The sequence below is a fragment of the Sphingobacterium sp. UBA3549 genome (assembly GCF_002376635.1).
Classification (GTDB): domain Bacteria; phylum Bacteroidota; class Bacteroidia; order Sphingobacteriales; family Sphingobacteriaceae; genus Sphingobacterium.
This window is the reverse complement of the sequence record NZ_DFOE01000018.1, coordinates 46,298-67,244: the sequence shown is the minus strand read 5'-3', so window position 1 is coordinate 67,244 and position 20,947 is coordinate 46,298. Positions and strand designations below refer to the sequence as shown.

Sequence of the window (20,947 nt, the reverse complement as noted above, 5' to 3'; positions counted from 1 at the left end):
CAAATTATGCACAATTATTTACCTTCCAAGCATAGTATCCTGACTATGCTACTGTTGAGATCCAACATTCGAGCCGACGTAAACTGGGCATTACGTCTAGGCCTCATGGGGCTATTGTCAACAAGCTATTTTCTTGCTGACGCCCAACAAAATGCGACCATTAACGGAGTAGTCAAAGATGAAACAGGAAAGCCCATCCCCTCGGCGACGGTTACCATACGTAATGCGACGAGCGGATTGACAAAAACAACAAGCAGCAGACCAGACGGAACCTTTTCGCTCGACCAGATTCCCGCTGGACAGGGCTACCAAATCAGCGTATCTTCCATTGGTTTTAAGAGCAAAGAACTGGTGGATTACACCATTACGGACAGGGACAAACTAGCGATCAATATCAGTTTGGAATCGAGTGCGCAAAACCTACAGGAAGTTGTCGTCACCGCGCTTGGTATCAAACGCGAAAAAAAAGCACTTGGTTATACAGTCGCTGAACTCAAAGGCGACGAGCTGACGCAGGGTAAGGAAACCAATGTAGCAAATGCCTTATCGGGTAAAGTTGCCGGCGTACAGGTGAGCCGCGCCGCATCTGGAGCCGGGGGTTCGTCCAAGGTCGTCATCCGTGGTAACAACTCACTTATCGGTAATAGCCAGCCGCTCTATGTGGTGGATGGCGTACCGATTGATAACCAAAATATTTCGTCTCCAAATCAGTCAGGGGGAACAGATTATGGTGACGGAATTGGAAACATTAATCCCGAAGACATCGAAACGATGTCGGTATTAAAAGGCCCCAATGCGGCCGCACTTTATGGACAAAGAGGAAGTAACGGCGTAATCTTGATCACGACGAAATCGGGGAAAGCTGGTAAGACCCGCTTTAGCTATGGTACAGATTTTTCATTGGGCAATGGACTGGTCTTACCGGATTTTCAAAATGTCTATGGTCAAGGATTGAACGGAACATTTACACATTTTAGAAAAGATGACGGCACCATTGTCTCCATGAGCGAAGCACTGAAAAATGGTTACAGTGGTATGCCTAAAATGAGTGCTGGACGTGACCGTACGACACGGGCAAGCTGGGGTGCGAAGATGGAAGGCCAGACTTATGAAGATGCTTATGGCAACATCTTACAGTTAACACCAAAGCCAGATACCTACTCATCTTTTTTTCAAACGGAGAAACAGTTTGTCAACAACCTCAGTATCGATGGCGGAACAGACAAAGTCAACTATCGCTTCTCGTTCGCTAATACCGATGTGAAAGGATACATTCCTACAAATACGCTCAAAAGAAACAATTTTGGTCTGCGCACCCAAGCCAAGATAACCGACAAATTTCATATCGACATCAAGGCGAACTATATCGCCCAAAAGGGGCAAAACCGGCCAACACTGGCTGATGCGGCAGACAATCCGGCCTACCTATTTATCAGCCAGCCGCGAAGCCTAGGCAACGACATCCTGGCACAGTATAAATGGACAGCACAGGAGATCAGTAGACAACTCGGATTTTCGGGATTGACGGAAGGATTGGAAAAAACATATGCCACCAATAGTTCCACAGCAAATCCGTTCTGGACCATTCATGAAAATCACAATGAAGATCGCCGCGATCGCATTATTGGCTTGCTCCGTCTGAGTTACGACTTTGCCTCTTGGCTAAAGGTAACAGCGACCGGGGGTACGGACTTCTATACCGATCAACGGCTTCGTTACCGTCCAATAAACACCTACCAAAGCTTGAACCGAAAGGGTGATATTCGCGAAGAGGTCATCAGAGCCCGCGAAGACAATTTTGATATCCTAGCAAGTTCCAACTTTAAGTTGACCGACGATATTAAACTCAGTGCCAACTTAGGTGCCAGTCACCAAAATAGATATTTACGTATGACAGGAAATTCAGGGAATCAGTTTATTGTACCCAACCTCTTTGTCATCAACAACACCACCACAAACAGTTACATATTTGACTTGATCCAGTCCAAGATTAATTCGGCTTATCTATCGGGTCAATTCAGTTACAAAGACTATTGGTTTGTTGATTTCTCTGCCCGTAACGACTGGTCTTCGACCCTGTCAAAGGAAAACAATTCGTTTTTCTACCCGAGTGTAAGTTCCAGTTTAGTTCTCTCGGATGCCTTCAAATGGCAATCTGACGCACTGTCTTTCGCCAAAATCAGAGCTTCATGGGCACAGGCAGGAAGTTCAGGAAACCCCTATCAATTGACAGGAGCATACAGTCTCAACCAATACACCCACGGCGGTGTACCAATGGCTTCGTATACAGAAATCATACCGGATCCAAATCTGAAAAACGAATTGACTACATCAATCGAAGCTGGAGCAGATCTGCGATTTCTGAAAAACAGACTTTCGTTCTCCTTCACCTACTATCAGGCCAAAACAAAGAATCAGATTCTGGACGTACCAATCGCCCCTTCCAGTCTCTATGTAAAAAACAGGATCAACGCAGGGGAAATTAGCAACAGAGGTATTGAATTTGTCTTGGGAGCAACACCAATCAAAAGCGAATCGGGTTTTGAATGGAATACCACCTTCAATTACAACCGCAACCGAAATAAAGTAGAATCACTCTATCCGGGGGTAGAAAGCTTCTTGCTTGCTACAGACCGCGGGATAAATGTGGTTGCGGAGGTCGGAAAACCATTTGGCCAGCTCATTGGGACACAATTTGCGTGGATCAAAGATGATCAGGGAAATAGGTTGATTGACCCGATCACTGGGCTCCCCTTACGCACAGCTGGACGTGTAGAAACCGATCTTGGAAATGCACAACCCGATTGGTTGGGAGGTTTTGCCAATACAGTTAAATATAAAGGTTTCAACCTCTACGCGCTTGTCGATATCCGTCAGGGCGGCGTGATCTTCTCCCAGTCGAACCGCGAACAGATTATTTATGGTACTTCAACGAAGACCCTAGAAGGACGAGATGGCACCTACATTGCCGAGGGGATGGTCGGACAAAAAGATGGATCAGGAAACTGGACAAGTACCGGAACAAAAAACAGCAAGCAGGTTGCCGCGCAAGATTACTGGAACATGGTAGCCAGTGACAAAGAAGTCATGGTATCCGAAGAAATGATCAATGATATGAGTTATATTGCCATGCGCGAAATCAGTCTCTCCTATTCTTTCCCTAAAAAGCTGATGCCACATAAACTTGTTAACTCCCTAAAATTGGGCGTCTATGGACGTAACCTATTTTATTTTCAACGGAAAACTGATGGATTTTCACCAGAAGCTTCTGCTTTCAATGTAAACAATAGCTCCATCGGTATTGAATCAACTTCACTTCCTATGATGCGCACATTCGGTATTAACCTCACAGTTGGTCTGTAAACCCTTTATTATGAAAACGAAACTATTTAAAAATACATTCATCTTCGGACTTATTTCTGTAGCAGGACTAGGAGCCTGTACCAAAGATTTCGAACGAATCAATACGCCTCCCACATCTGTCACCACTGTAGATCCATCTTTACTCATAGCACGTATCCTACGTGATGGCACTTTTCAGGAATCTGGGGAACTACCCAACAACAAGTTTGGCTCTTGGATCCAACATTGGGCTGGAGGTCCGGTAGTGCCTGTTTCTCGATATTTTGAAGGACCCGAAAATCTGATCTGGTCGCAGCACTACACCTTACTTCGCAACATCGTTCAGATCAAACAGGAATTGAGCGGCAAGGAAGACAATGCAGCAGGAAGAAGTAAGCTGGCTATTGCCGAACTTTACGAAGCATATCTCTATCAGCGCCTTACTGACTTGTTTGGGGACATCCCTTACTCCGAGATCACACAATCCAATAAGGAAATCAATCGCACGCCCAAATTTGACAAACAGGAAGAGATCTATCCAGCATTGGTCCAAAAAATCGATGCAGCTATCGCTAAGCTTACAACAGGAGACCAGTCTTACGGATCTTCAGATTTCTTTTACAAAGGCAGTATTGAAAAATGGAAAAAATTCGGCAATTCGCTCAAACTCAAAGTAGGTATGCGTATGCGGTATGCCAACCCGTCTTTGGCGCAAAAAACAGTTAGCGAAGCATTGTCGTCTCCTGTAGGTCTATTCACCAGCAATAGTGATAATGCCGCAGTTCCTACCTACAACGATGCTCAAGCTGAAAATCAAAATCCTATTCTACGTCAAATGACAACAGGGAGTGCGGATCTGCGTTATCTTGCCAATACGTTAGTCGATAAACTGAAAGAATATAAGGACCCTAGGCTTTCACTGCTTGCCGAGCCTGTCCAATTCAATGGTACAGCAACATACCAAGGTATTGGCGTTGCTTTAACGGATAATCAGTTGTCACAGTTGATTCGTGCCAACTATTCCACGGCCAATAAATCAACATGGTTCAGTCTCACCTTTGCTCCGATTCCAAGCTATGCCTTTACCTATTCGGATATATGCTTTTACAAAGCTGAAGCTGCGCTGCTGGGCTGGGGAGCTACAAGTGCAAATGCACAAGCATTTTTTACAGAAGGTGTCAAAGCTGCGCTGGCATTACCGCCATATAATATTTCGTCTATTCCTTTAGCATACGAATCTGTGATCAATTTAAGTGGTTTGACAGACGAACAGAAAATGGAAAAAATAGCGACGCAAAAATGGATTCACCTTTTTGGCAGGGACATGGAAGCTTTCGCGGAATGGCGACGTACCGGATACCCCAGCTTAACCCCTGGCCCTAATCCAGGTTCAACCAACGGACAGATACCACGCAGGGCAATATACTCCAGTGAAGAGGCTGAGTTGAACGCAACACATGTAAAGGAAGCGGCAGCCAGAATGACGAATGGAGATTCTTTCTTATCTAAAGTATGGTGGGACAAAAAATAATACACTATAATAATGGGGCTGACCAGTTTGGACAGCCCCTGTCGTTACCGCTTTAAAATATAGGTAATACAGCAGTTTTTTAGATAAATTTTCAAAGAGATAGGCTTAATTCTTTAAACAATGATTATATTATGCTTGCAGCGAAATAGCGACATTATGCAACTGAAACATAGCCCTTCATATACTGTAAAACCCAATATAATGATTAACTTTAAACCCCTTACTCTGGAAGACGTCTCACCATTTTATGAATGGATCAATGATGACATTTCGATAAAATATTCACTTTCTATTTTCCAATCCATGCACTCAAAGGAGCAGATCGATGCTTGGTTTTTAACTGTTGTCAATGATCTAAAAAATTTTAATCGTGGAATTTTCTTAAACGGGGATACAAATAAATTGATTGGATATGCTGGCATTTGTAATATTTCAAAGCCAAACAGATCCGGAGAATATTTTATTTTCATCGGAGATCGTCAACATTGGGGTAAAGGGATAGGATCTCAAGTTACCAAATTACTTCTCGCTATTGGATTTGAAACATTAGGACTTAATAGAATTATGCTTACCGTATCCGAGCCAAATTATGCAGCGATTAAAGCGTATGAAAACGCTGGATTTAAACTTGAAGGTAGAATGCGTGAAGCCTGCTTTAGGGATAACCAATTCCACGACAAGCTGCTGATGTCAATTTTAAAGGATGAATGGTTTGAAAAAAGAAAACAAATAGAAAATAATCCTAATTAGTGCAAGCTCATTGCAACTTCGAAAAGCGCGTCGAAATTTATCGCTAAATCTAGATAGCAGTAAAAACAACAGAAAGCCTCCCAGAAAGGATTACCGATGTCAATTTAATAAAGGGATTACTGCTTTTTTAGGATTCCCTGAGCAACTCCTGCATCAATCAGCTTCTCTGCATATGCCCAAAGCGCAGTAGAGCCATCTTTGATAACAGATTTCTTGGCAAAGACCTTTTCATAACTTACGCCGGGCTCGTTCCAAGTTCCACCATTATTGGAACTGTTTTGCAAAAGGGGTTCCAATCGATCCATTGCACGAGCAAACTTAGCCTCATCGGTCTTTCCCGACTCAAACTCCTCCCAGAGTGTAATCAGTTCATCTGCCTGATCTTTTGGTAAAATCCCGAAAATCCGCCCTGCTGCCAAGCGTTCTAAATCAGTGTTGATATGATTTCTTTCCAAATCATAGATAAAAGTATCGCCAGCATCAATCTCTACAATATCATGAATCAACACCATTTTGACCACTTTTAATAGGTCTATTGATTCATCTGCGTATTCTAAAAGTGTTAGCGCCATCATTGCAAGGTGCCAACTGTGCTCAGCATCATTCTCATGCCGGTCGCTATGAAAAAGCTTTGTTTTTCGCTGTATATATTTAATCTTATCAATCTCTTTAATAAACTCGATTTGTTTTAATAATCTATCCGAAATTTCCATACTATGAAAACAATATAATTGAACAATATACAAATTTACTATTTTTCGTATATAGCCTATTTATCCGCTATCATTTCGATCAAAATGATAGATTATTGACACCGCCCCGACAATAGGCATCCCAAAAATAACCGCAACATTTATTAAATTTGATAGACATGCAATTCCATTGTGGTTTATGAAAAAAATAGGCTTTTTATCGTTTGGACATTGGTCCAAACATCCCGCATATCGTACGCAGACAGCAAGTGACACCTTGCTGCAATCGATAGATTTAGCTGTAGCTGCAGAGGAAATAGGCATAGATGGAGCTTATTTTCGCGTACACCATTTTGCAAATCAGCTGGCATCTCCGTTTCCTTTACTCGCGGCCATTGGAGCCAAAACCTCTAACATTGAAATCGGCACTGGTGTAATCGACATGCGCTATGAAAATCCGCTTTATATGGTGGAAGACGCCGGCGCTGCAGATTTAATTGCTGGAGGCAGATTGCAGCTGGGAATCAGCAGAGGTTCCCCAGAGCAAGTAATTGATGGCTGGCGCTATTTTGGTTACAACCTAGGCGAAGATGAAACCGACGCTGATATGGGAAGGAAGAAAGCTTTGGCGTTTTTGGAAAAACTTAACGGTATCGGTTTTGCCGAGCCAAATCCCTATCCGATGTTTCCAAACCCACCGGGCCTACTCAGGCTTGAACCCTATTCAGATGGCTTAAGGGATCGTGTGTGGTGGGGAGCAGCGTCCAATTCAACAGCCGTATGGGCTGCGCATAATAAAATGCACCTTCAAAGCTCTACCTTGAAATATGATGAAAATGGTAAGCCTTTTCATATTCAGCAGGCCGAACAAATCCGCTTATACAAAGAGGCGTGGAAGGAAGCTGGACATGCCGGCGAGCCCCGGGTATCCGTTAGCAGATCCATCTTTGCGTTGGTCAACGATTTGGATCGCTACTATTTCGGGCAGGCGGCGGATAAAAAAGATAAGATAGGAATGATCGAAACAGACCGGCGGGCGATTTTTGGAAGAAGCTATGCGGCCGAGCCAGATCAACTTATAAAGGAACTAGCGCAAGATGAAGCCATTCAAGAAGCCGACACATTACTCTTAACCATTCCAAATACGTTAGGAGTAGACTATAACATTCATATCCTTTCGGCTATTTTGAAATATGTCGCGCCCGAACTCGGCTGGCGTTAACTTTTCTGAACTCATGATAAAGAATATTCGGTACAAAACAAAAATTGCTGTAATAGGTGCGGGACAAGCTGGGCTTTCTGCTGCCTATCATTTAAAAAGAATGGGACTTACAATCGGGAGAGACTTTATTATCTTAGATGAAGCCCCTGGCCCTGGTGGAGCCTGGCAATTCCGTTGGGATTCGCTCACCTTAAGTACTGTTAATAAAATACACGATTTACCTGGTATGTCGTTTGAAGAAACGCTATCTACAAACGACACGGAGGTCCAAGCAAACACCGCAGTTCCCCATTATTTTGAGCTTTATGAAAAGAAATTTGAGCTTCAGGTCTATCGGCCAGTCAAAGTAGAAAAAGTCTATGCACACCAGAATCGTTTTCACATCGATACAAAAAACGAGCATTTCTCAGCTCTAGGCATTATAAACGCTACAGGTACATGGGAAAACCCATACATTCCGGACTATCCCGGTGCAGCTTTATTTCAGGGAGAACAGCTTCATACAAAGGATTTTAAAACTGCAGACTATTTTAGGGGAAAACATGTGATTGTTGTTGGAGGCGGTATTTCTGCCATTCAATTACTGGACCAAATCTCCCAAATAACGACAACGACCTGGGTTACACGTCGACCACCTTTGTTCAGAGAAGGCCCCTTTGATGATATGGCAGGTCATCATGCTGTTGCGATGGTGGAAGAGCGTGTAAGGCAAGGACTACCGCCTTTGTCTGTAGTGGCGGTGACAGGCCTTCCCTATACTAGTGAAATCCAAAAGATGGAACAGCGTGGTGTCCTTAAACGTTTTCCTATGTTTAAGGAAATAACAGAAAATGGAATCAAATGGGACAGCGGAATAGAGCAAAAAGCAGATGTTATTCTTTGGAATACGGGCTTCAAAAGCTCATTAAGTCACCTTGATGCCGTTCTGCCAAAAGAAGCCCAAGGCGGAATCCAAATGACAGGCAGACTCGCTACCATGGTAGCCAAAGACCCCAGAATTCACCTCGTGGGTTATGGCCCATCAGCATCCACTATTGGAGCAAACCGAGCCGGAAGTGCCGCAGCCAAAGAATTGCTAAATACGCTTTCAGACGTCGGCCACAGTCTCACCATGTAGAGCGAAACAAACTAAACTGGCAAATCAAGTCAGAGCGCAGCAATGGAATAGCAATCTAGCATTTAATCAAAGTTATTCACCACGGTAACAAATCCCCAAAATATTAATTGTCGACAGGGAACTAAACCAAAAATCCTATTGACGATCTGCAAGGATAACCTTCAATCGATTTGTACACTTACCTTCAGTTCCAAACGAAAAAAAAATCTGTGGATGCGAATTTAAATTCATTCCTTACGAATTTAAATCATACAGTAAAATCTATTTATTCACGCATTACTTTTATGAAAAATAATAAAGAAGAGCCCACTGAATGAAAGCTCAAGCTATAATGAATGGAGTGACGATCTTGAATCATCAGGCTTTACTACATCAAATATGTATAGTTTTATTCAATACGGCTAAGCGGACTAATAAAATGTATTCAATTAATAGATTTTTATCATGAAAACAAAACATTTATTTTCAGCATTATTGTTAACATCTTGTAGTTTAACACTGTTCACATCTTGTAATGGCGACTCTGTCGATACGGTAAAAGCTATTGAATCCAACTACGACAACCAAGACAAGACCATTGAGTTAGTTGGAGAATTTGATGCACCATCTTTCACCTTTTCTTCTGGCAAATCGAAAACAATGGAAATGAATTTTGTTGTTAAATCTCATGCTTTCAGTTCAGAAAAATTTACAGCACTCAATGTGATTTTACCTGTAGGAACAGAAAAGAATAGTGTATTATTTGATATCCCTGCAGACCAAAAAAATTATACGCTAAAAAACTTCTATGTATTTGACGAAAATGGAGAGAAAATCAATCTAGATTCACATACAACATTTAAAATGAAAGGTACAGTACGTTACAGCGAATTAGAGAAGCCAGAGAATGAGCGAGAGAAAGACAACTTTAATTATAAAATAACCGACGTAAGTTTTGTCAAAAATTAAAAATGATAGCCGCTATAATTCAAAAAATAAACTCATTTTATCAATCGAAAACATAAGCAACCTGAACTTAACAGCGGTCTTCTATTTGAATTGAACGCTACGGACAGGCTTGAATAATGAGCAACCTATATCCTTGCTATGCTAACGATCTATCCCGATGCACGATATATACTAGAAGCGCCAAAATAGCACACAGCAACATGACCGTAAACGTTCAATTTAAAACCAAATATAGAAATTAAAACTAATATAATTAGCTTTAATTTCTATATTTTTTAGCAATGAAATATAAAACGCCCATACACCTTAAAATCCAGAAAACAAATAAAAAAACTCTTGCGCTTATAATGAGCGGCTAATATCTACAACATTGAAAATTTGATCAACGTCATCCAGACTTACATCAAAATCAGGATATCTTTTTTTATCCGTGTTAAGTGATCTAAGCGTAAGAATTCCGTTGTTTACATCATGATGAGCGATCTCTTTTATGATAACCCCCTCAAACTTATGCACTATTACCCAATAACGATATTTATGTGTATGAAATTTGGATTGCCATAACTCTGGCTTTATCAAACGCCCCGTAACAATATCGCCATCCAATACACTTGCATCCGTACCATCGGTCATACTATCACCACTAACTTGAAAAGAACGATAAGCTCCTTTATGAAACTCATTGACTGTAATAAAATGAGCAGGTAAGTCGTCCATATATTCCGGATCGGAAAAGCCAGATAAATAACCGGCTTTCGCTTTTTCAGTAACAAGTTTTGTCTGCATCAAATATCTTCCAGGGGAAACTTCAAAAAATATATTGTTCTTGTTTTCATCAATAAACTTAACATCTTCCGAAAAGTACCCTATTGATTTTCCATTTCCCATACTGACCATCGCCACAGTGTCAGACTGAATTGGAGCGACAGTCGCTAGCCTTTCCCCCTTTCCATACAAAAGCCAATCATATTGAATATGAGGAAAAGCCTTCTGAATTCGTGTTTTCATCGTAAGCCCAATCGGATATTCACCCTTTTTTATACGCGAGTACACCTGTTCCCGTACACCTAATAACGACGCAAATTCACGGTTTGTGACACGCATTTCCAAGCGTAAAACTTCAAAATTGTTATTTGAATAAGTCTCCATAGTTGATACTGTACTTAAGAAATGTTACACAAAAACATAACATTCTGACACAAAGTTACACAACTTATAAAACCTAAACAAACAGACCAATTAAAAAAAAATAAAAATAACTGATTATCAGTAATTTAATGTTAAACAAATAAGTTTATTATTTTTCAACAACATAAAAATTTATCAAAAAAAATATTAAAAGATTAACAATTTAGTTTAACTTTGTTTAACAAAACAATTAAATAGCGGCGAATATATAGATGTTAATGAATCGCGCGAACAAAATAATGTTTTAAGAACAGAAGCAACACTACGTTTAACAGGTAAAAAATAGCTCACAACGCATGAACACATTATATTATTCATTTATGATGAGTTTCTTAAAAGAGAATCATCCCGAAATACTAAAATCCATTGATAAGATTTATGAACCTGATCTTTCTAAAATCAGTAAAGTGATAGACTGTTATTGTAAATTCGTAGGTATACCAGCGCAACAAATCATGGGAGAATATATCAATTATAGGGATATTCAACATCGTTACAAAGCTATAGCGGTTGTTTTACGCATTTTTCAACCTGAAAAGTTAACTAATCTAAAAACCAAAGTTAAAAGCACCATTTATAAAGAATTAGGGCCTTATTTGAAAATAAATAATGACATTTTACAGAAATCCATCATCTGCGCATGCAACCAATTTGATCTTTACCGGGACTTCAAAATGGAGATCAAGCAGGTTGCCAATTATTACCTTATTGATGCGCGTTTTAATAAAGACTATTGATTTATTTCACGTACATGTTAACCTTATTGACAAAATTCATCTTCGTCTTATAAACCATATAGATAGTCCTCGAGAAACAATACTCAAGGACTATTCTTGGGATGTAGATTCAAACAACTTATTCATTTTGTGTACTATGTTGTTCATTTTTGACCTGCTTTAATTCCATTTGTAGCTTATTATAAAGTTTCATAAGGTCATCATACTTGAGTTGCAAATCGGCTAACGTCCTCGTGCACGCCATACGTTCATCATTTGCTAAACGTAGCGCTTCATTAAGATCTTCAATGATTGCCCGCAGTTGCTCAATATCCTTCGCTAACCTATTCGAATATCCTTCCCATTTCTCGATCACTTTTCCAGCATTTTCAACATTTGTTGCTTCCACTTCGGCTTGCTCTTTGGGTTTTCCGACTAGATACCCTCCAACCGCAGTAGCCACGGGGATAATCAATTTTTCCAAAATTTCAAGTAAGTCCATTCCAATCCTCTTTTATTAACGATTTAAATCTCTCCCAGGGAAATTGTCTCCCTGGATCCTCTTTTCTTCCTGGAGCGATATCTGAATGCCCCAAAATATCCCGAATCGGATATTCACTGATAATTGCCCGGCACACTTCAAGCGCAATACTGATCTGCTTTTCGGTATAGATTTCCTGACCTTTATTCTGTAACTCTATACCTATACTATAGGTATTCAACCCCTTCAGTCCCGCCCATGCACTGAAACCTGCATGCCAGCATCTGACATTAAACGGGGCCAATTGGGTTACAACGCCAGTACGACTTATATGAAGATGGGCAGATACTTTACTTCGCGCATCTGTCATCCACTCTATTGCACTAGTCGAATTGGACGCACCATCATAATGCATGATGATATAAACCGGTTCGATAATACCACCTTTATTGGGTGTATCTCTATATGAAACACCTAAAAGCTTGTTTTCTTTAATTTCCATAGCTTTTATCCTTATTAATTAGTTCTTTTATGTTTGTATTTAGATTACTCCGAGCTTTCATAAGCATCGAATCACATGTGATCAATGAAAGCATTTCTAGCTTTCTATACAATACAAATTTAAAGGCAGTCAGCTATTAAAACACGGAATAACAGATTGATGTAGTCGGTATGTTGCACTTACCGACTATTTTGGAAAAACACCGCAACAACAATAAATGGTGCGTTCTAAAAACGATCACATCGTTAAAGTTTCATACCGAAGTGTAATCTGGCCATCAAACATTTCCTTCTCTCCTTTGTTATTTGTTTGTTATAGCATAGGATGAGTTATACCGTGAAGGCTAGGAAGTTGGTTCGCCTAGCCTTTTTTGATAATCATAAACAGAATAACGCCAGTGCCCGATAATTACATTCAGTTAATATTCCATAACCTATATCGTGCGAATTAAAGCATGACTCTCGATGAAAGCATTATGCAAGAAAGCTCAATTAAAAGCACCAGCAGACAATATTGATGCATTTAATGCATATAAACATGTCAAGATCCCCAGATTAAGAGCCAACAAGATCCGCACTAAAAAACACGCACACTATATTCCTTCAGGATTTAATTTATTATTTTAGTATTGGATTAACCTGAATGCTACAGGTTATCAAATAACAAATTATACGATTATTAGGCATCGTCTTTAATTTATAAATGGATGACGCTTGATTTATATGATGATGAATAAGTTTACTTTACTAGTTGGGAACGACATCAACAATATCTCACCCGGGATCAGCTGGAGCGATTTATTAAATAATATTAAAGAGAAATATAAGGTCAGTTCGTTAGAAAATGGCCTCAAGCCCTTCCCCATGTTATATGAGGAAATATTCCTTGGCGCTATCAAAAAACAGCACATCAACGAGAGGGAACTTAAAAGTTACATCTCGGATTGTGTTTCGCAGATCAAGCAAAACGAAATACACCAGTTAATTCGGGAGATACCAATCAAACACATCATAACCACAAATTATGATTTTAGTTTAGAAGGTAAAACCAGCACACCTAATACTGGTTTAATTCGCGAAACAACCTACAGTGTCTTTCGTAGGCATGAAAGTGAACATAAAACCTATTGGCATATTCATGGCGACTGTCTAAACCCCGCGTCTATTAATCTCGGTTATGAGCATTATTGTGGTCAATTGCAAAAAATGAGGGATTATGTCGTTAATGGAACAAATTACAGTTCAGAAACTGTCTACAGAGATTCCTTGATGAAAAGGTTGAATCAGAAAAAAGGAACCAAGCTTCAATCGTGGATTGATCTATTTTTTACGCAAGATATCCACATCTTTGGTCTTTCTCTAGATCTTGTGGAAATCGATCTTTGGTGGCTATTAACGTATCGTGCACGTAATAAGTATTATAAACGGAGTAGCTTTATTAAAAATCAATTATTTTACTATACAACAAAAAAATGGTATTCGCTTTCCAAGGATAAGATGCAGTTACTTCAGGCAAATGATGTCGAGATTATTGTAATTGACGAAGCCGATAAGACTAAATATTATAAAAAAGTATTAGCAGCAGTAAGAAAGAGATACGAGCTTTCCAGCAGAGAATAACAAACAATAGAAACATAGAATAATATTTTCAGATTGATTTTGAGAAATAAAAAAAATAAGTCACTTTTGCTCTTAGTTCCTGCAATTTAAAGGAAACGTAAAGCCATAACATATTACCGTCGATATTTATTTTTAAGAATTCTCTATGTCGTATCAAAGAATTGCCTATTTCTTTTTGGGCCTAATATTATTTGTTAGTTGTAAGAGAGATATTCACCCAGGTATTGTACTGCCCGATCCTGAGATCACTGAAAGGGAGAAATTACCCGTTCCAGCTGGTTTTACAAATGATATTGGTACTATAAAAATTAATGCAATTGCCAATGCAAATGAACCTGGTGAAGAGCGACCTTCTTTGATACGCGATATTTCCGGAAATAATGCGAGTTATTGCCATCCCGATGTAGAGTATTTTCCAAAGGGTTTCAACGGATACAAATACTGGATGGTATTCACTCCTTATTTTGGAATCATAGGCTCAGATAGAACAGCCTCACTTTACGAAAACCCCACTATAGTTGCATCTAATGACGGGAAAGAATGGATTACACCTGCTGGAATGACCAATCCTATTCAACGCCGACCACCATTAGAAGAATCTTTCATCCAAAAAGATGGCAGTCCAAATCAAGGCTATTGGTCTGATGTAGATTGGAATTTCAACGGAAAAGAATTCGAGTTATATTATAGAGGCTGCTTTTTCTCCAGCAAAATCCTAAAAAAATGGGGAGCTAAGAGCGCCAATAATAATAGAAAATTAAACGAAGAAGCTGAACGTGTTGTTGTAAGGCAAACATCGAAAAATGGGATTGACTGGACTCCTCTGGAACTCGTTTATAATAGTAATGAGCCCGCATCCCTTCAAGACAACCATATCCTATCTCCAACCTTTGTAAAAAATTCCGCCAATATAACAACAAGCTACGAAGTAGATTTCATGCCTAGTTATAAGACTCCTATCATAACGAATATCCTATCGCGTGTTTCTATCAATGGATTAGACTTCACCGCTTATCGGAATAGCAAAAAGATTGAATTTATCAACAAACCTTGGCTGGAATTTAGTAAGGGATATTCAACTTGGCATTTACAAGGCTCTTATATCGATGGATATTACTTCTTATGTCTGGCAATCGGAAATGTAGATCGATTCACCTCAGATATGAATTACCTAGCATATTCAAAGGATGGCATACACTTTCGGGTCTTTGAAAAACCTTTGGCTTCCGCTAATGTATACCGCTCTTCTGTATTCCCAAAGATAGCTTCCTCAAAAAATATTGAGTTCGGTGCCGTAATTGGCTACAAGTCCGGTGCCTTTGGCTATCGTGAATTCACGATCGATAAACAGGTATTGGAGAATGGCATCAGATAAAGTCCATTGGATAGCACCATGGAAACTAGCGAAAGATATCCAAGCATCTTTTAGTTTTCCCTGCTTCATTTGGATTTCAATCCCTATTTTTACTACCTGAATTTAACACACTAAAAATGGCAATAAAAGATATTGAAATTATAAAAACCGAGATATTATCAGATAATTGGTACACGCTAAAAAAAGTAACCTATCAATACAGCAAACCAGACGGTACAGTACAGCAACAAAGCAGGGAAGCTTATGACCGTGGTAATGGCGCGGTTATTCTGCTCTATAACATCAGTTCCCATACCGTTATATTGACTAAACAATTTCGAATCCCAACTTACATAAACGGCAACGAATCGGGTATGCTGATAGAAGCATGCGCAGGTCTGCTTGATCAAGATTCGCCCCAAGATTGCATCCGTAGAGAGACAGAAGAGGAAACGGGCTACCAAATCAAGGAAGCAAAAAAAATATTTGAGGCCTACATGTCCCCCGGGTCAGTAACGGAGATATTGCATTTTTTTATAGCAGAGTATACAACCAGCATGAAAGTTAGCGAAGGAGGGGGACTGGAGGAAGAAGAAGAGCATATAGAGATCCTCGAAATTAAAATTCAGGATGCTTTACATATGATTGATACAGGAGAAATCAAAGATGGAAAAACTATTATGTTGCTGCAATATATTAAACTGAAAAATATCTTGTAGGCATACAACAGGTTTATAGCCATTTAAGCTAAATACCCGGCCAAAATAAACTTTGAGTCCATAATAATCACCAACCACCGCATCCTTTTGGATAATTAGGCGTACATATCCATAATCGACCTTACCTCCGGATCTATAAAACCATAATTTTACATGAAGGCGACTGTCAAAAAGATTAAGTTCCAAACGGCGCTATCACGCTGGTTAAAGACTATGTAGCACAACTTCTTTCTCTTGTCTTCGCTCCTCACAGCCGACAGAAAAGTGACTGACAAATTCAAATAAAAACAATAGAAAAATCACCTTCTACTGTTCAGTTTGTAATAAAATTCAGTTCTTATAAAAGATGAAGAGAAATATGTGGTCATACTAAAAATAGCAAAGGGACTGGGCACAGTCAAACCATGTCCAATCCCTTGCCTATTTCAATATGGAAAACTTCTAGCGTTTACCCGAATTATTTACGATTTTATCAGCTAATGACTTGAGCTGGACCATATCATCATACTCAAGATTTAACGTTTGAAAAATCTGCATAGGAATGCAACTCGCTTTTTCTTTTAGCAGCAATCCTTGCTTCGTTAGTTTGATTTTTACCACCCGCTCATCAGATTTGCTTCGTGTCCGGGTGAGCAAGGCTTTGGCCTCGAGACGTTTCAACAGTGGTGTAAGTGTTCCATTATCTAAAAATAGCTTACTTCCTAATTGATTTACCGTTTGCTCATCATTTTCCCATAATGCCATCATGGTGATATATTGTGGGTAGGTCAAGTCGATCTCTTCAAGAATAGCTCGATATTGCTGCATAATTTCCCTATGCAGCACGTAAACTGAAAAGCAAAGCTGTTTATCTAATTTTAATAAGTCGTCCATCTCACAAAGATATCGAGTTTTCAAGTGATTGAGAAAGCAGTACCCATTTATTTATATTCAACGACAAAATCCGCTTTGGATACTCTAACTTTTTTCATCGTTGAGATCCAATCTCGGGAAGAGTCTGCTACACCGACATACATTAATGATACACTTTTTAAACCGAGCTTTTCCAGTTCCAATACTTCATCCACCATATGATTATCAAAGCCTTCCGCAGGAGTAGAATCGACGCGAAGTTCAGCCGCTTGGGCTAACGCCAAACCTAAAGCGATATAAGTCTGTCTTGCTGTATGCGCAAAATTTCTTTCGGCAGCTTCATTTAGATAAATCGACTTTAGCTTATCGGTATACGAACCAAAGCGCCCGCGCGGTAGATCGCGTTCATCTGTTGTATAATCATAAACCTGATCGATACGCTCAGCTGTATAACGATCCCATGCAGCGAAAATCAGCACGTGCGAACATTCACGCATACACTCCGGATTTAATGCTCCCTTAGCCAACTCCTCTTTTAATGCCTGGTTCTCGACGACCAGCACTTTAAATGGCTGTAGGCCTGAAGACGTAGGGGCTAAACGAGCAGCTTCTACAATCTTGTCTATATCTTCCTGACTAACTTTTCTTTCCGGGTCATACGCTTTTACAGCATGACGCCATTTTAAATCTTCTATTAATGACATATAATTATATATTTATTTGGATAGAATAACAGCTAATAAAGCCAACAATGCTGGCAACCCCTGTACAATGAATATCTTTTTGCTCGATGTAATTCCACCAAAAATTCCTGCCACAAGAACACATCCCAGAAAAAACAGCCTTACATGTTCACTCCATACCGGATCAGTGATAAAGAACGACCAGGCCAAGCCTGCAACTAAAAAACCATTATACAAGCCTTGATTTGCAGCAAGCCCCTTAGTAGGTTTGAAGAGCTCAGCCGGAAGGGCTTTTCCGAAACTGCGTTTTCCAGCCGTTTCCCAAGCAAACATTTCCATCCATACAATGTACACATGTTCTAAAAGTACAAGTGCTGTAAGCACATTGGCCAAATTGTTCATCTATTATTCGTTAGTTGATACTGTCAATTTAACTTCTATATTACCTCTTGTTGCATTTGAATAAGGACAGACTTGATGTGCCTTTTCAATCAATTCTCGTGCAACTTCAACGCTCACACCAGGAATATTTGCATGTAGTTCAGCGGCGAGACCAAAACCACCATTCTCCAGTTGTCCTATACTGACATGAGCAGTTACAGATGTCTCTCCTGTTTTAACCTTTTCTGATCTGATCACCAAATTCAACGCACTATCAAAGCATGCTGCATACCCTGCTGCGAAAAGCATTTCGGGATTAGCATAATCGTCATTGGCGCCGCCAAGACCTTTAGGCATACGAACAGCTAAGTCCAATACGCCATTTTCACTTTTTACCTGACCGTTTCGTCCGCCTTTTGCTGTCGCACCGATGTTATATAACGTTTTCATATTTTAATTTGTTTTAATTTGACCATACAAATGTACATCAAGAAATTATATTGCGCAAAATATAATATTGTAATTTACATTGAAATGAGAATCATTGCCTCTGGAACGACCACCTGAAATTGAAAAACAATTTCAGGCAATAAACGTTATAATTTGAATCCTACAAGGATCCAGCATTTATAAAGCGAATGATCCTTTTCACTAAGAATTTTTGTGTTATTAAATCTTACAAACAAATCACAGATGGCAACAAATAAAATAGCGCTGTTGACCGGAGGCAGTCGGGGCCTCGGTAAAAACATGGCAATTCATCTTGCGAAAAAGGGTATTGATGTCATATTGACCTACAACAGTAATCGGGAAGAAGCTGATAAGGTCGTTTCACAACTCCAATCTTTGGGACGAAAAGCTACTGCTTTTCAATTTGATGCTGGTTGTATAGGGTCGTTTGATACTTTTATTGAACGAGTTAAACAGTATTTAAAGGAAGAAACAGGACAACACAACTTCGATTTTTTGATCAACAATGCGGGAACTGCATTATATGCTCCGTTCATGGAGACGACCGAAGAACAGTTTGATACAGCTTATAATATACACTATAAGGGTGTATTTTTCCTTACGCAAAAAGCATTACCTTATTTGAACGACGGCGGACGTATTATAAACATCTCTTCAGGCCTTGCTCGTTTTGCGTCTCCAGGAGCATCTGCGTATGGCGCTATGAAAGGAGCTATCGAGGTGCTGACTAGATATCTTGCTAAAGAACTTGGTCATCGTGGTATTGCAGCAAATGTTGTTGCCCCTGGTGCTATTGAAACCGACTTCGGAGGCGGCCGTGTGCGGGACAATAAGGAAACTAATGCACAAATTGCAGCGGTTACAGCGTTGGGACGTGCCGGTGTACCTGACGATATTGGTGGTGTGGTTGCGTTTCTGTGTACCGAAGAGGCAAAATGGATCAATGGACAACGTATTGAAGTGTCTGGTGGAATGAATCTTTAATATAGTGGAATGAATATTAATATAGTGGAATGAATATTTAACAGCTAGGTTTCGCAACAAAACTGAATCTATTTTGCATAAAGACAGTAATTTCGCTAAGTTTGAAATCCATGATAGCAACATATTTCCGCTCTATTGGTCTCTTTGAAGAAGAAGAGATCAATCAAATTGTCGATCTTTTCGAATACAGAGAGTTGAATAAAAACGACTTTTTCATCAAAGAAAATCAGCGCTGTCATGAGGTTGCATTAATACAGTCAGGGATTTTCCGCTCCTTTTATAGTAGCGTCAATAAAGAGGATATTACTTATTGTTTCCGCTTTCCGAATACTTGGATAGCGGCCTACTCCTCCTTCATTACGGGCGGACCAAGTATAGAGAACATGCAGGCGATTACGCCTGTTGAACTGTGGGTGATCAAAAAAAATATCATTAACAAACTTGCCACAAACAACCTAAAATGGACAACGTATCTTAAAATGATTGCTGAAGAGCAATATCTTGAGCTCGAAAAACGTGTTTTTCAATTGCAAAAAGAGACTGCGTCACAACGTTATGCTAATTTAATCAAAGACCATCCAGAGTTTATCCAACAGCTTCCTCTAAACTATGTTGCTTCCTACTTAGGCATAACACAACGTCATTTAAGTCGCATTCGCAATCAAATCTCTTTTTAGACATTTGTCCTATAACAACAGTATTCGTATGACTATTTTTGAGATATAATACAAGGTCATGAACAAAAAAATACTTATTATCAATGGACACCCAAATCGGGAGTCTTTCAATTTTGCCATTGCAAATGCTTATCAAAAAAGTGCAGAAGCGTCCGGAGCTGTAGTACGAACGATCCATATCATCGACCTAGACTTCAATCCAAATCTTCAATTTGGTTATCGCAAACGGACCGAACTTGAACAAGACCTACAGCTTGCCTGGGAAGACATCCTATGGGCCGATCATCTGGTCTGGGTACATCCCGTTTGGTGGGGTGGGCTCCCTGCCTTGATGAAAGGCTTTATTGATCGACTCTTTTTACCTGGGATGGCATTTCAATACCGTGAAAACTCTCTTTTTTGGGACAAATTATTAAAAGGTAAATCCGCTCGAATCATTACGACACTTGATCAGCCGAGTTGGTATTACACGCTGATATATGGTAGTCCCAGCGTTAATCAACTAAAAAAATCGACACTGCAATTTTGTGGAATATCGCCCGTTAAGGTCACCTACATAGGCGTTATCAAAACTTCCGATTCAATTCAGCGGGACAAATGGCTACATAAAGTACAGCAGCTCGGTTACAGACAGGCATAAGCTCAATCCGATGAATTTGCCGAATCTTCAAAAGAAAAAATGATGATTAATCTTTATCCAATCGCAAGTTCGGATCCA

21 protein-coding genes are annotated in these 20,947 nt (G+C 39.8%); 13 read left to right on the top strand and 8 right to left on the bottom strand.

The features are described 5' to 3' along the window. Positions 1-6 precede the first annotated feature (6 nt). The 3 genes from B2W36_RS10455 to B2W36_RS10445 all read left to right on the top strand — a co-directional run bounded on the left by B2W36_RS10455 (position 7) and on the right by B2W36_RS10445 (position 5,623). Positions 7-3,363: a SusC/RagA family TonB-linked outer membrane protein gene (locus B2W36_RS10455; protein WP_293887663.1), complete on the top strand. Its 3,357-nt coding sequence runs from the start codon at positions 7-9 to the stop codon at positions 3,361-3,363. Positions 3,364-3,373: 10 nt separating this feature from the next. Further along, positions 3,374-4,873: a SusD/RagB family nutrient-binding outer membrane lipoprotein gene (locus tag B2W36_RS10450; RefSeq protein ID WP_293887662.1), complete on the top strand. Its 1,500-nt coding sequence runs from the start codon at positions 3,374-3,376 to the stop codon at positions 4,871-4,873. Between the two features lie 201 nt (positions 4,874-5,074). Further along, entirely contained in the window at positions 5,075-5,623 is a 549-nt protein-coding gene (locus B2W36_RS10445; protein WP_293887661.1) for a GNAT family N-acetyltransferase, read from the top strand. Between the two features lie 116 nt (positions 5,624-5,739). On the opposite strand, the gene B2W36_RS10440 is transcribed toward B2W36_RS10445, so the two are convergent. After that, positions 5,740-6,336 (bottom strand): HD domain-containing protein, encoded by a 597-nt coding sequence (locus tag B2W36_RS10440; RefSeq protein WP_293887660.1) that lies wholly within the window; start codon positions 6,334-6,336, stop codon positions 5,740-5,742. Positions 6,337-6,514: 178 nt separating this feature from the next. On the opposite strand from B2W36_RS10440, the gene B2W36_RS10435 reads away from it, so the two are divergent. From B2W36_RS10435 to B2W36_RS10425, 3 genes are all read left to right on the top strand, one after another. After that, on the top strand, positions 6,515-7,537 hold the full coding sequence (locus B2W36_RS10435; RefSeq protein WP_293887659.1) for an LLM class flavin-dependent oxidoreductase: 1,023 nt from the start codon (positions 6,515-6,517) through the stop codon (positions 7,535-7,537). 13 nt (positions 7,538-7,550) lie between these two features. Then, positions 7,551-8,654, top strand: a complete 1,104-nt coding sequence (locus tag B2W36_RS10430; RefSeq protein WP_293887658.1) for an NAD(P)-binding domain-containing protein — start codon at positions 7,551-7,553, stop codon at positions 8,652-8,654. Between the two features lie 444 nt (positions 8,655-9,098). Continuing rightward, on the top strand, positions 9,099-9,602 hold the full coding sequence (locus B2W36_RS10425; RefSeq protein WP_293887657.1) for a hypothetical protein: 504 nt from the start codon (positions 9,099-9,101) through the stop codon (positions 9,600-9,602). A 342-nt stretch (positions 9,603-9,944) separates the two neighbouring features. Here B2W36_RS10425 and B2W36_RS10420 read toward each other — a convergent pair whose 3' ends face one another. Next, the gene (locus tag B2W36_RS10420) at positions 9,945-10,751 is read right to left on the bottom strand and encodes a hypothetical protein (protein WP_293885377.1); all 807 of its coding nucleotides are present in this window, start codon (positions 10,749-10,751) and stop codon (positions 9,945-9,947) included. A 335-nt stretch (positions 10,752-11,086) separates the two neighbouring features. Between B2W36_RS10420 and B2W36_RS10415 the strand changes: the two genes are divergently transcribed. Continuing rightward, positions 11,087-11,527 carry a hypothetical protein gene (locus tag B2W36_RS10415; protein ID WP_293887656.1) on the top strand — a complete coding sequence of 147 codons (441 nt, stop codon included), beginning with the start codon at positions 11,087-11,089 and terminating at the stop codon, positions 11,525-11,527. A gap of 118 nt (positions 11,528-11,645) precedes the next feature. Here B2W36_RS10415 and B2W36_RS10410 read toward each other — a convergent pair whose 3' ends face one another. Next, positions 11,646-12,008, bottom strand: a complete 363-nt coding sequence (locus B2W36_RS10410; protein WP_293887655.1) for a hypothetical protein — start codon at positions 12,006-12,008, stop codon at positions 11,646-11,648. Continuing rightward, entirely contained in the window at positions 11,995-12,489 is a 495-nt protein-coding gene (locus B2W36_RS10405) for an N-acetylmuramoyl-L-alanine amidase (RefSeq protein WP_293887654.1), read from the bottom strand. The genes B2W36_RS10410 and B2W36_RS10405 overlap by 14 nt, the downstream gene beginning before the upstream one ends. 728 nt (positions 12,490-13,217) lie before the next feature. Between B2W36_RS10405 and B2W36_RS10400 the strand changes: the two genes are divergently transcribed. The 3 genes from B2W36_RS10400 (at position 13,218) to nudK (ending at position 16,181) form a co-directional block, all read left to right on the top strand. Beyond that, positions 13,218-14,108 (top strand): SIR2 family protein, encoded by an 891-nt coding sequence (locus B2W36_RS10400; RefSeq protein WP_293887653.1) that lies wholly within the window; start codon positions 13,218-13,220, stop codon positions 14,106-14,108. A 145-nt stretch (positions 14,109-14,253) separates the two neighbouring features. Continuing rightward, a complete protein-coding gene (locus B2W36_RS10395; RefSeq protein ID WP_293887652.1) occupies positions 14,254-15,483 on the top strand; it encodes a hypothetical protein in 1,230 nt (409 codons plus the stop codon). Positions 15,484-15,599: 116 nt separating this feature from the next. Further along, on the top strand, positions 15,600-16,181 hold the full coding sequence (nudK, locus tag B2W36_RS10390) for a GDP-mannose pyrophosphatase NudK (RefSeq protein ID WP_293887651.1): 582 nt from the start codon (positions 15,600-15,602) through the stop codon (positions 16,179-16,181). Between the two features lie 441 nt (positions 16,182-16,622). On the opposite strand, the gene B2W36_RS10385 is transcribed toward nudK, so the two are convergent. From B2W36_RS10385 to B2W36_RS10370, 4 genes are read right to left on the bottom strand one after another with little or no spacing between them, the layout of a single operon-like run. Then, positions 16,623-17,054, bottom strand: coding sequence for a MarR family winged helix-turn-helix transcriptional regulator (locus B2W36_RS10385; RefSeq protein WP_209576537.1), 432 nt, complete (start codon positions 17,052-17,054; stop codon positions 16,623-16,625). Between the two features lie 47 nt (positions 17,055-17,101). Further along, the gene (locus B2W36_RS10380) at positions 17,102-17,737 is read right to left on the bottom strand and encodes a nitroreductase family protein (protein WP_293885366.1); all 636 of its coding nucleotides are present in this window, start codon (positions 17,735-17,737) and stop codon (positions 17,102-17,104) included. Between the two features lie 12 nt (positions 17,738-17,749). Then, entirely contained in the window at positions 17,750-18,118 is a 369-nt protein-coding gene (locus tag B2W36_RS10375) for a DUF1304 domain-containing protein (protein WP_209576541.1), read from the bottom strand. 3 nt (positions 18,119-18,121) lie between these two features. After that, a complete protein-coding gene (locus B2W36_RS10370; protein WP_293885364.1) occupies positions 18,122-18,547 on the bottom strand; it encodes an organic hydroperoxide resistance protein in 426 nt (141 codons plus the stop codon). Between the two features lie 243 nt (positions 18,548-18,790). Here B2W36_RS10370 and B2W36_RS10365 point away from each other — a divergent pair, with 243 nt between their 5' ends. The 3 genes from B2W36_RS10365 to B2W36_RS10355 all read left to right on the top strand — a co-directional run bounded on the left by B2W36_RS10365 (position 18,791) and on the right by B2W36_RS10355 (position 20,869). Next, positions 18,791-19,552 carry an SDR family NAD(P)-dependent oxidoreductase gene (locus B2W36_RS10365; protein ID WP_293885362.1) on the top strand — a complete coding sequence of 254 codons (762 nt, stop codon included), beginning with the start codon at positions 18,791-18,793 and terminating at the stop codon, positions 19,550-19,552. Between the two features lie 110 nt (positions 19,553-19,662). Continuing rightward, positions 19,663-20,229: a Crp/Fnr family transcriptional regulator gene (locus B2W36_RS10360; RefSeq protein ID WP_293887650.1), complete on the top strand. Its 567-nt coding sequence runs from the start codon at positions 19,663-19,665 to the stop codon at positions 20,227-20,229. A gap of 58 nt (positions 20,230-20,287) precedes the next feature. Further along, positions 20,288-20,869 (top strand): NAD(P)H-dependent oxidoreductase, encoded by a 582-nt coding sequence (locus B2W36_RS10355; RefSeq protein ID WP_293887649.1) that lies wholly within the window; start codon positions 20,288-20,290, stop codon positions 20,867-20,869. The last annotated feature ends 78 nt before the right edge of the window (positions 20,870-20,947 follow it).

Coding starts and splice junctions, on each gene's coding strand:
- B2W36_RS10420 (WP_293885377.1), bottom strand. CDS start 10,751: ATGGAGACTTATTCAAATAACAATTTTGAAGTTTTACGCTTGGAAATG.
- B2W36_RS10440 (WP_293887660.1), bottom strand. CDS start 6,336: ATGGAAATTTCGGATAGATTATTAAAACAAATCGAGTTTATTAAAGAG.
- B2W36_RS10425 (WP_293887657.1), top strand. CDS start 9,099: ATGAAAACAAAACATTTATTTTCAGCATTATTGTTAACATCTTGTAGT.
- B2W36_RS10430 (WP_293887658.1), top strand. CDS start 7,551: ATGATAAAGAATATTCGGTACAAAACAAAAATTGCTGTAATAGGTGCG.
- B2W36_RS10385 (WP_209576537.1), bottom strand. CDS start 17,054: ATGGACGACTTATTAAAATTAGATAAACAGCTTTGCTTTTCAGTTTAC.
- B2W36_RS10355 (WP_293887649.1), top strand. CDS start 20,288: ATGAACAAAAAAATACTTATTATCAATGGACACCCAAATCGGGAGTCT.
- B2W36_RS10400 (WP_293887653.1), top strand. CDS start 13,218: ATGAATAAGTTTACTTTACTAGTTGGGAACGACATCAACAATATCTCA.
- B2W36_RS10395 (WP_293887652.1), top strand. CDS start 14,254: ATGTCGTATCAAAGAATTGCCTATTTCTTTTTGGGCCTAATATTATTT.
- B2W36_RS10410 (WP_293887655.1), bottom strand. CDS start 12,008: ATGGACTTACTTGAAATTTTGGAAAAATTGATTATCCCCGTGGCTACT.
- B2W36_RS10445 (WP_293887661.1), top strand. CDS start 5,075: ATGATTAACTTTAAACCCCTTACTCTGGAAGACGTCTCACCATTTTAT.
- B2W36_RS10435 (WP_293887659.1), top strand. CDS start 6,515: ATGAAAAAAATAGGCTTTTTATCGTTTGGACATTGGTCCAAACATCCC.
- B2W36_RS10450 (WP_293887662.1), top strand. CDS start 3,374: ATGAAAACGAAACTATTTAAAAATACATTCATCTTCGGACTTATTTCT.
- B2W36_RS10360 (WP_293887650.1), top strand. CDS start 19,663: ATGATAGCAACATATTTCCGCTCTATTGGTCTCTTTGAAGAAGAAGAG.
- B2W36_RS10405 (WP_293887654.1), bottom strand. CDS start 12,489: ATGGAAATTAAAGAAAACAAGCTTTTAGGTGTTTCATATAGAGATACA.
- B2W36_RS10380 (WP_293885366.1), bottom strand. CDS start 17,737: ATGTCATTAATAGAAGATTTAAAATGGCGTCATGCTGTAAAAGCGTAT.
- B2W36_RS10375 (WP_209576541.1), bottom strand. CDS start 18,118: ATGAACAATTTGGCCAATGTGCTTACAGCACTTGTACTTTTAGAACAT.
- nudK (WP_293887651.1), top strand. CDS start 15,600: ATGGCAATAAAAGATATTGAAATTATAAAAACCGAGATATTATCAGAT.
- B2W36_RS10370 (WP_293885364.1), bottom strand. CDS start 18,547: ATGAAAACGTTATATAACATCGGTGCGACAGCAAAAGGCGGACGAAAC.
- B2W36_RS10415 (WP_293887656.1), top strand. CDS start 11,087: ATGAACACATTATATTATTCATTTATGATGAGTTTCTTAAAAGAGAAT.
- B2W36_RS10365 (WP_293885362.1), top strand. CDS start 18,791: ATGGCAACAAATAAAATAGCGCTGTTGACCGGAGGCAGTCGGGGCCTC.
- B2W36_RS10455 (WP_293887663.1), top strand. CDS start 7: ATGCACAATTATTTACCTTCCAAGCATAGTATCCTGACTATGCTACTG.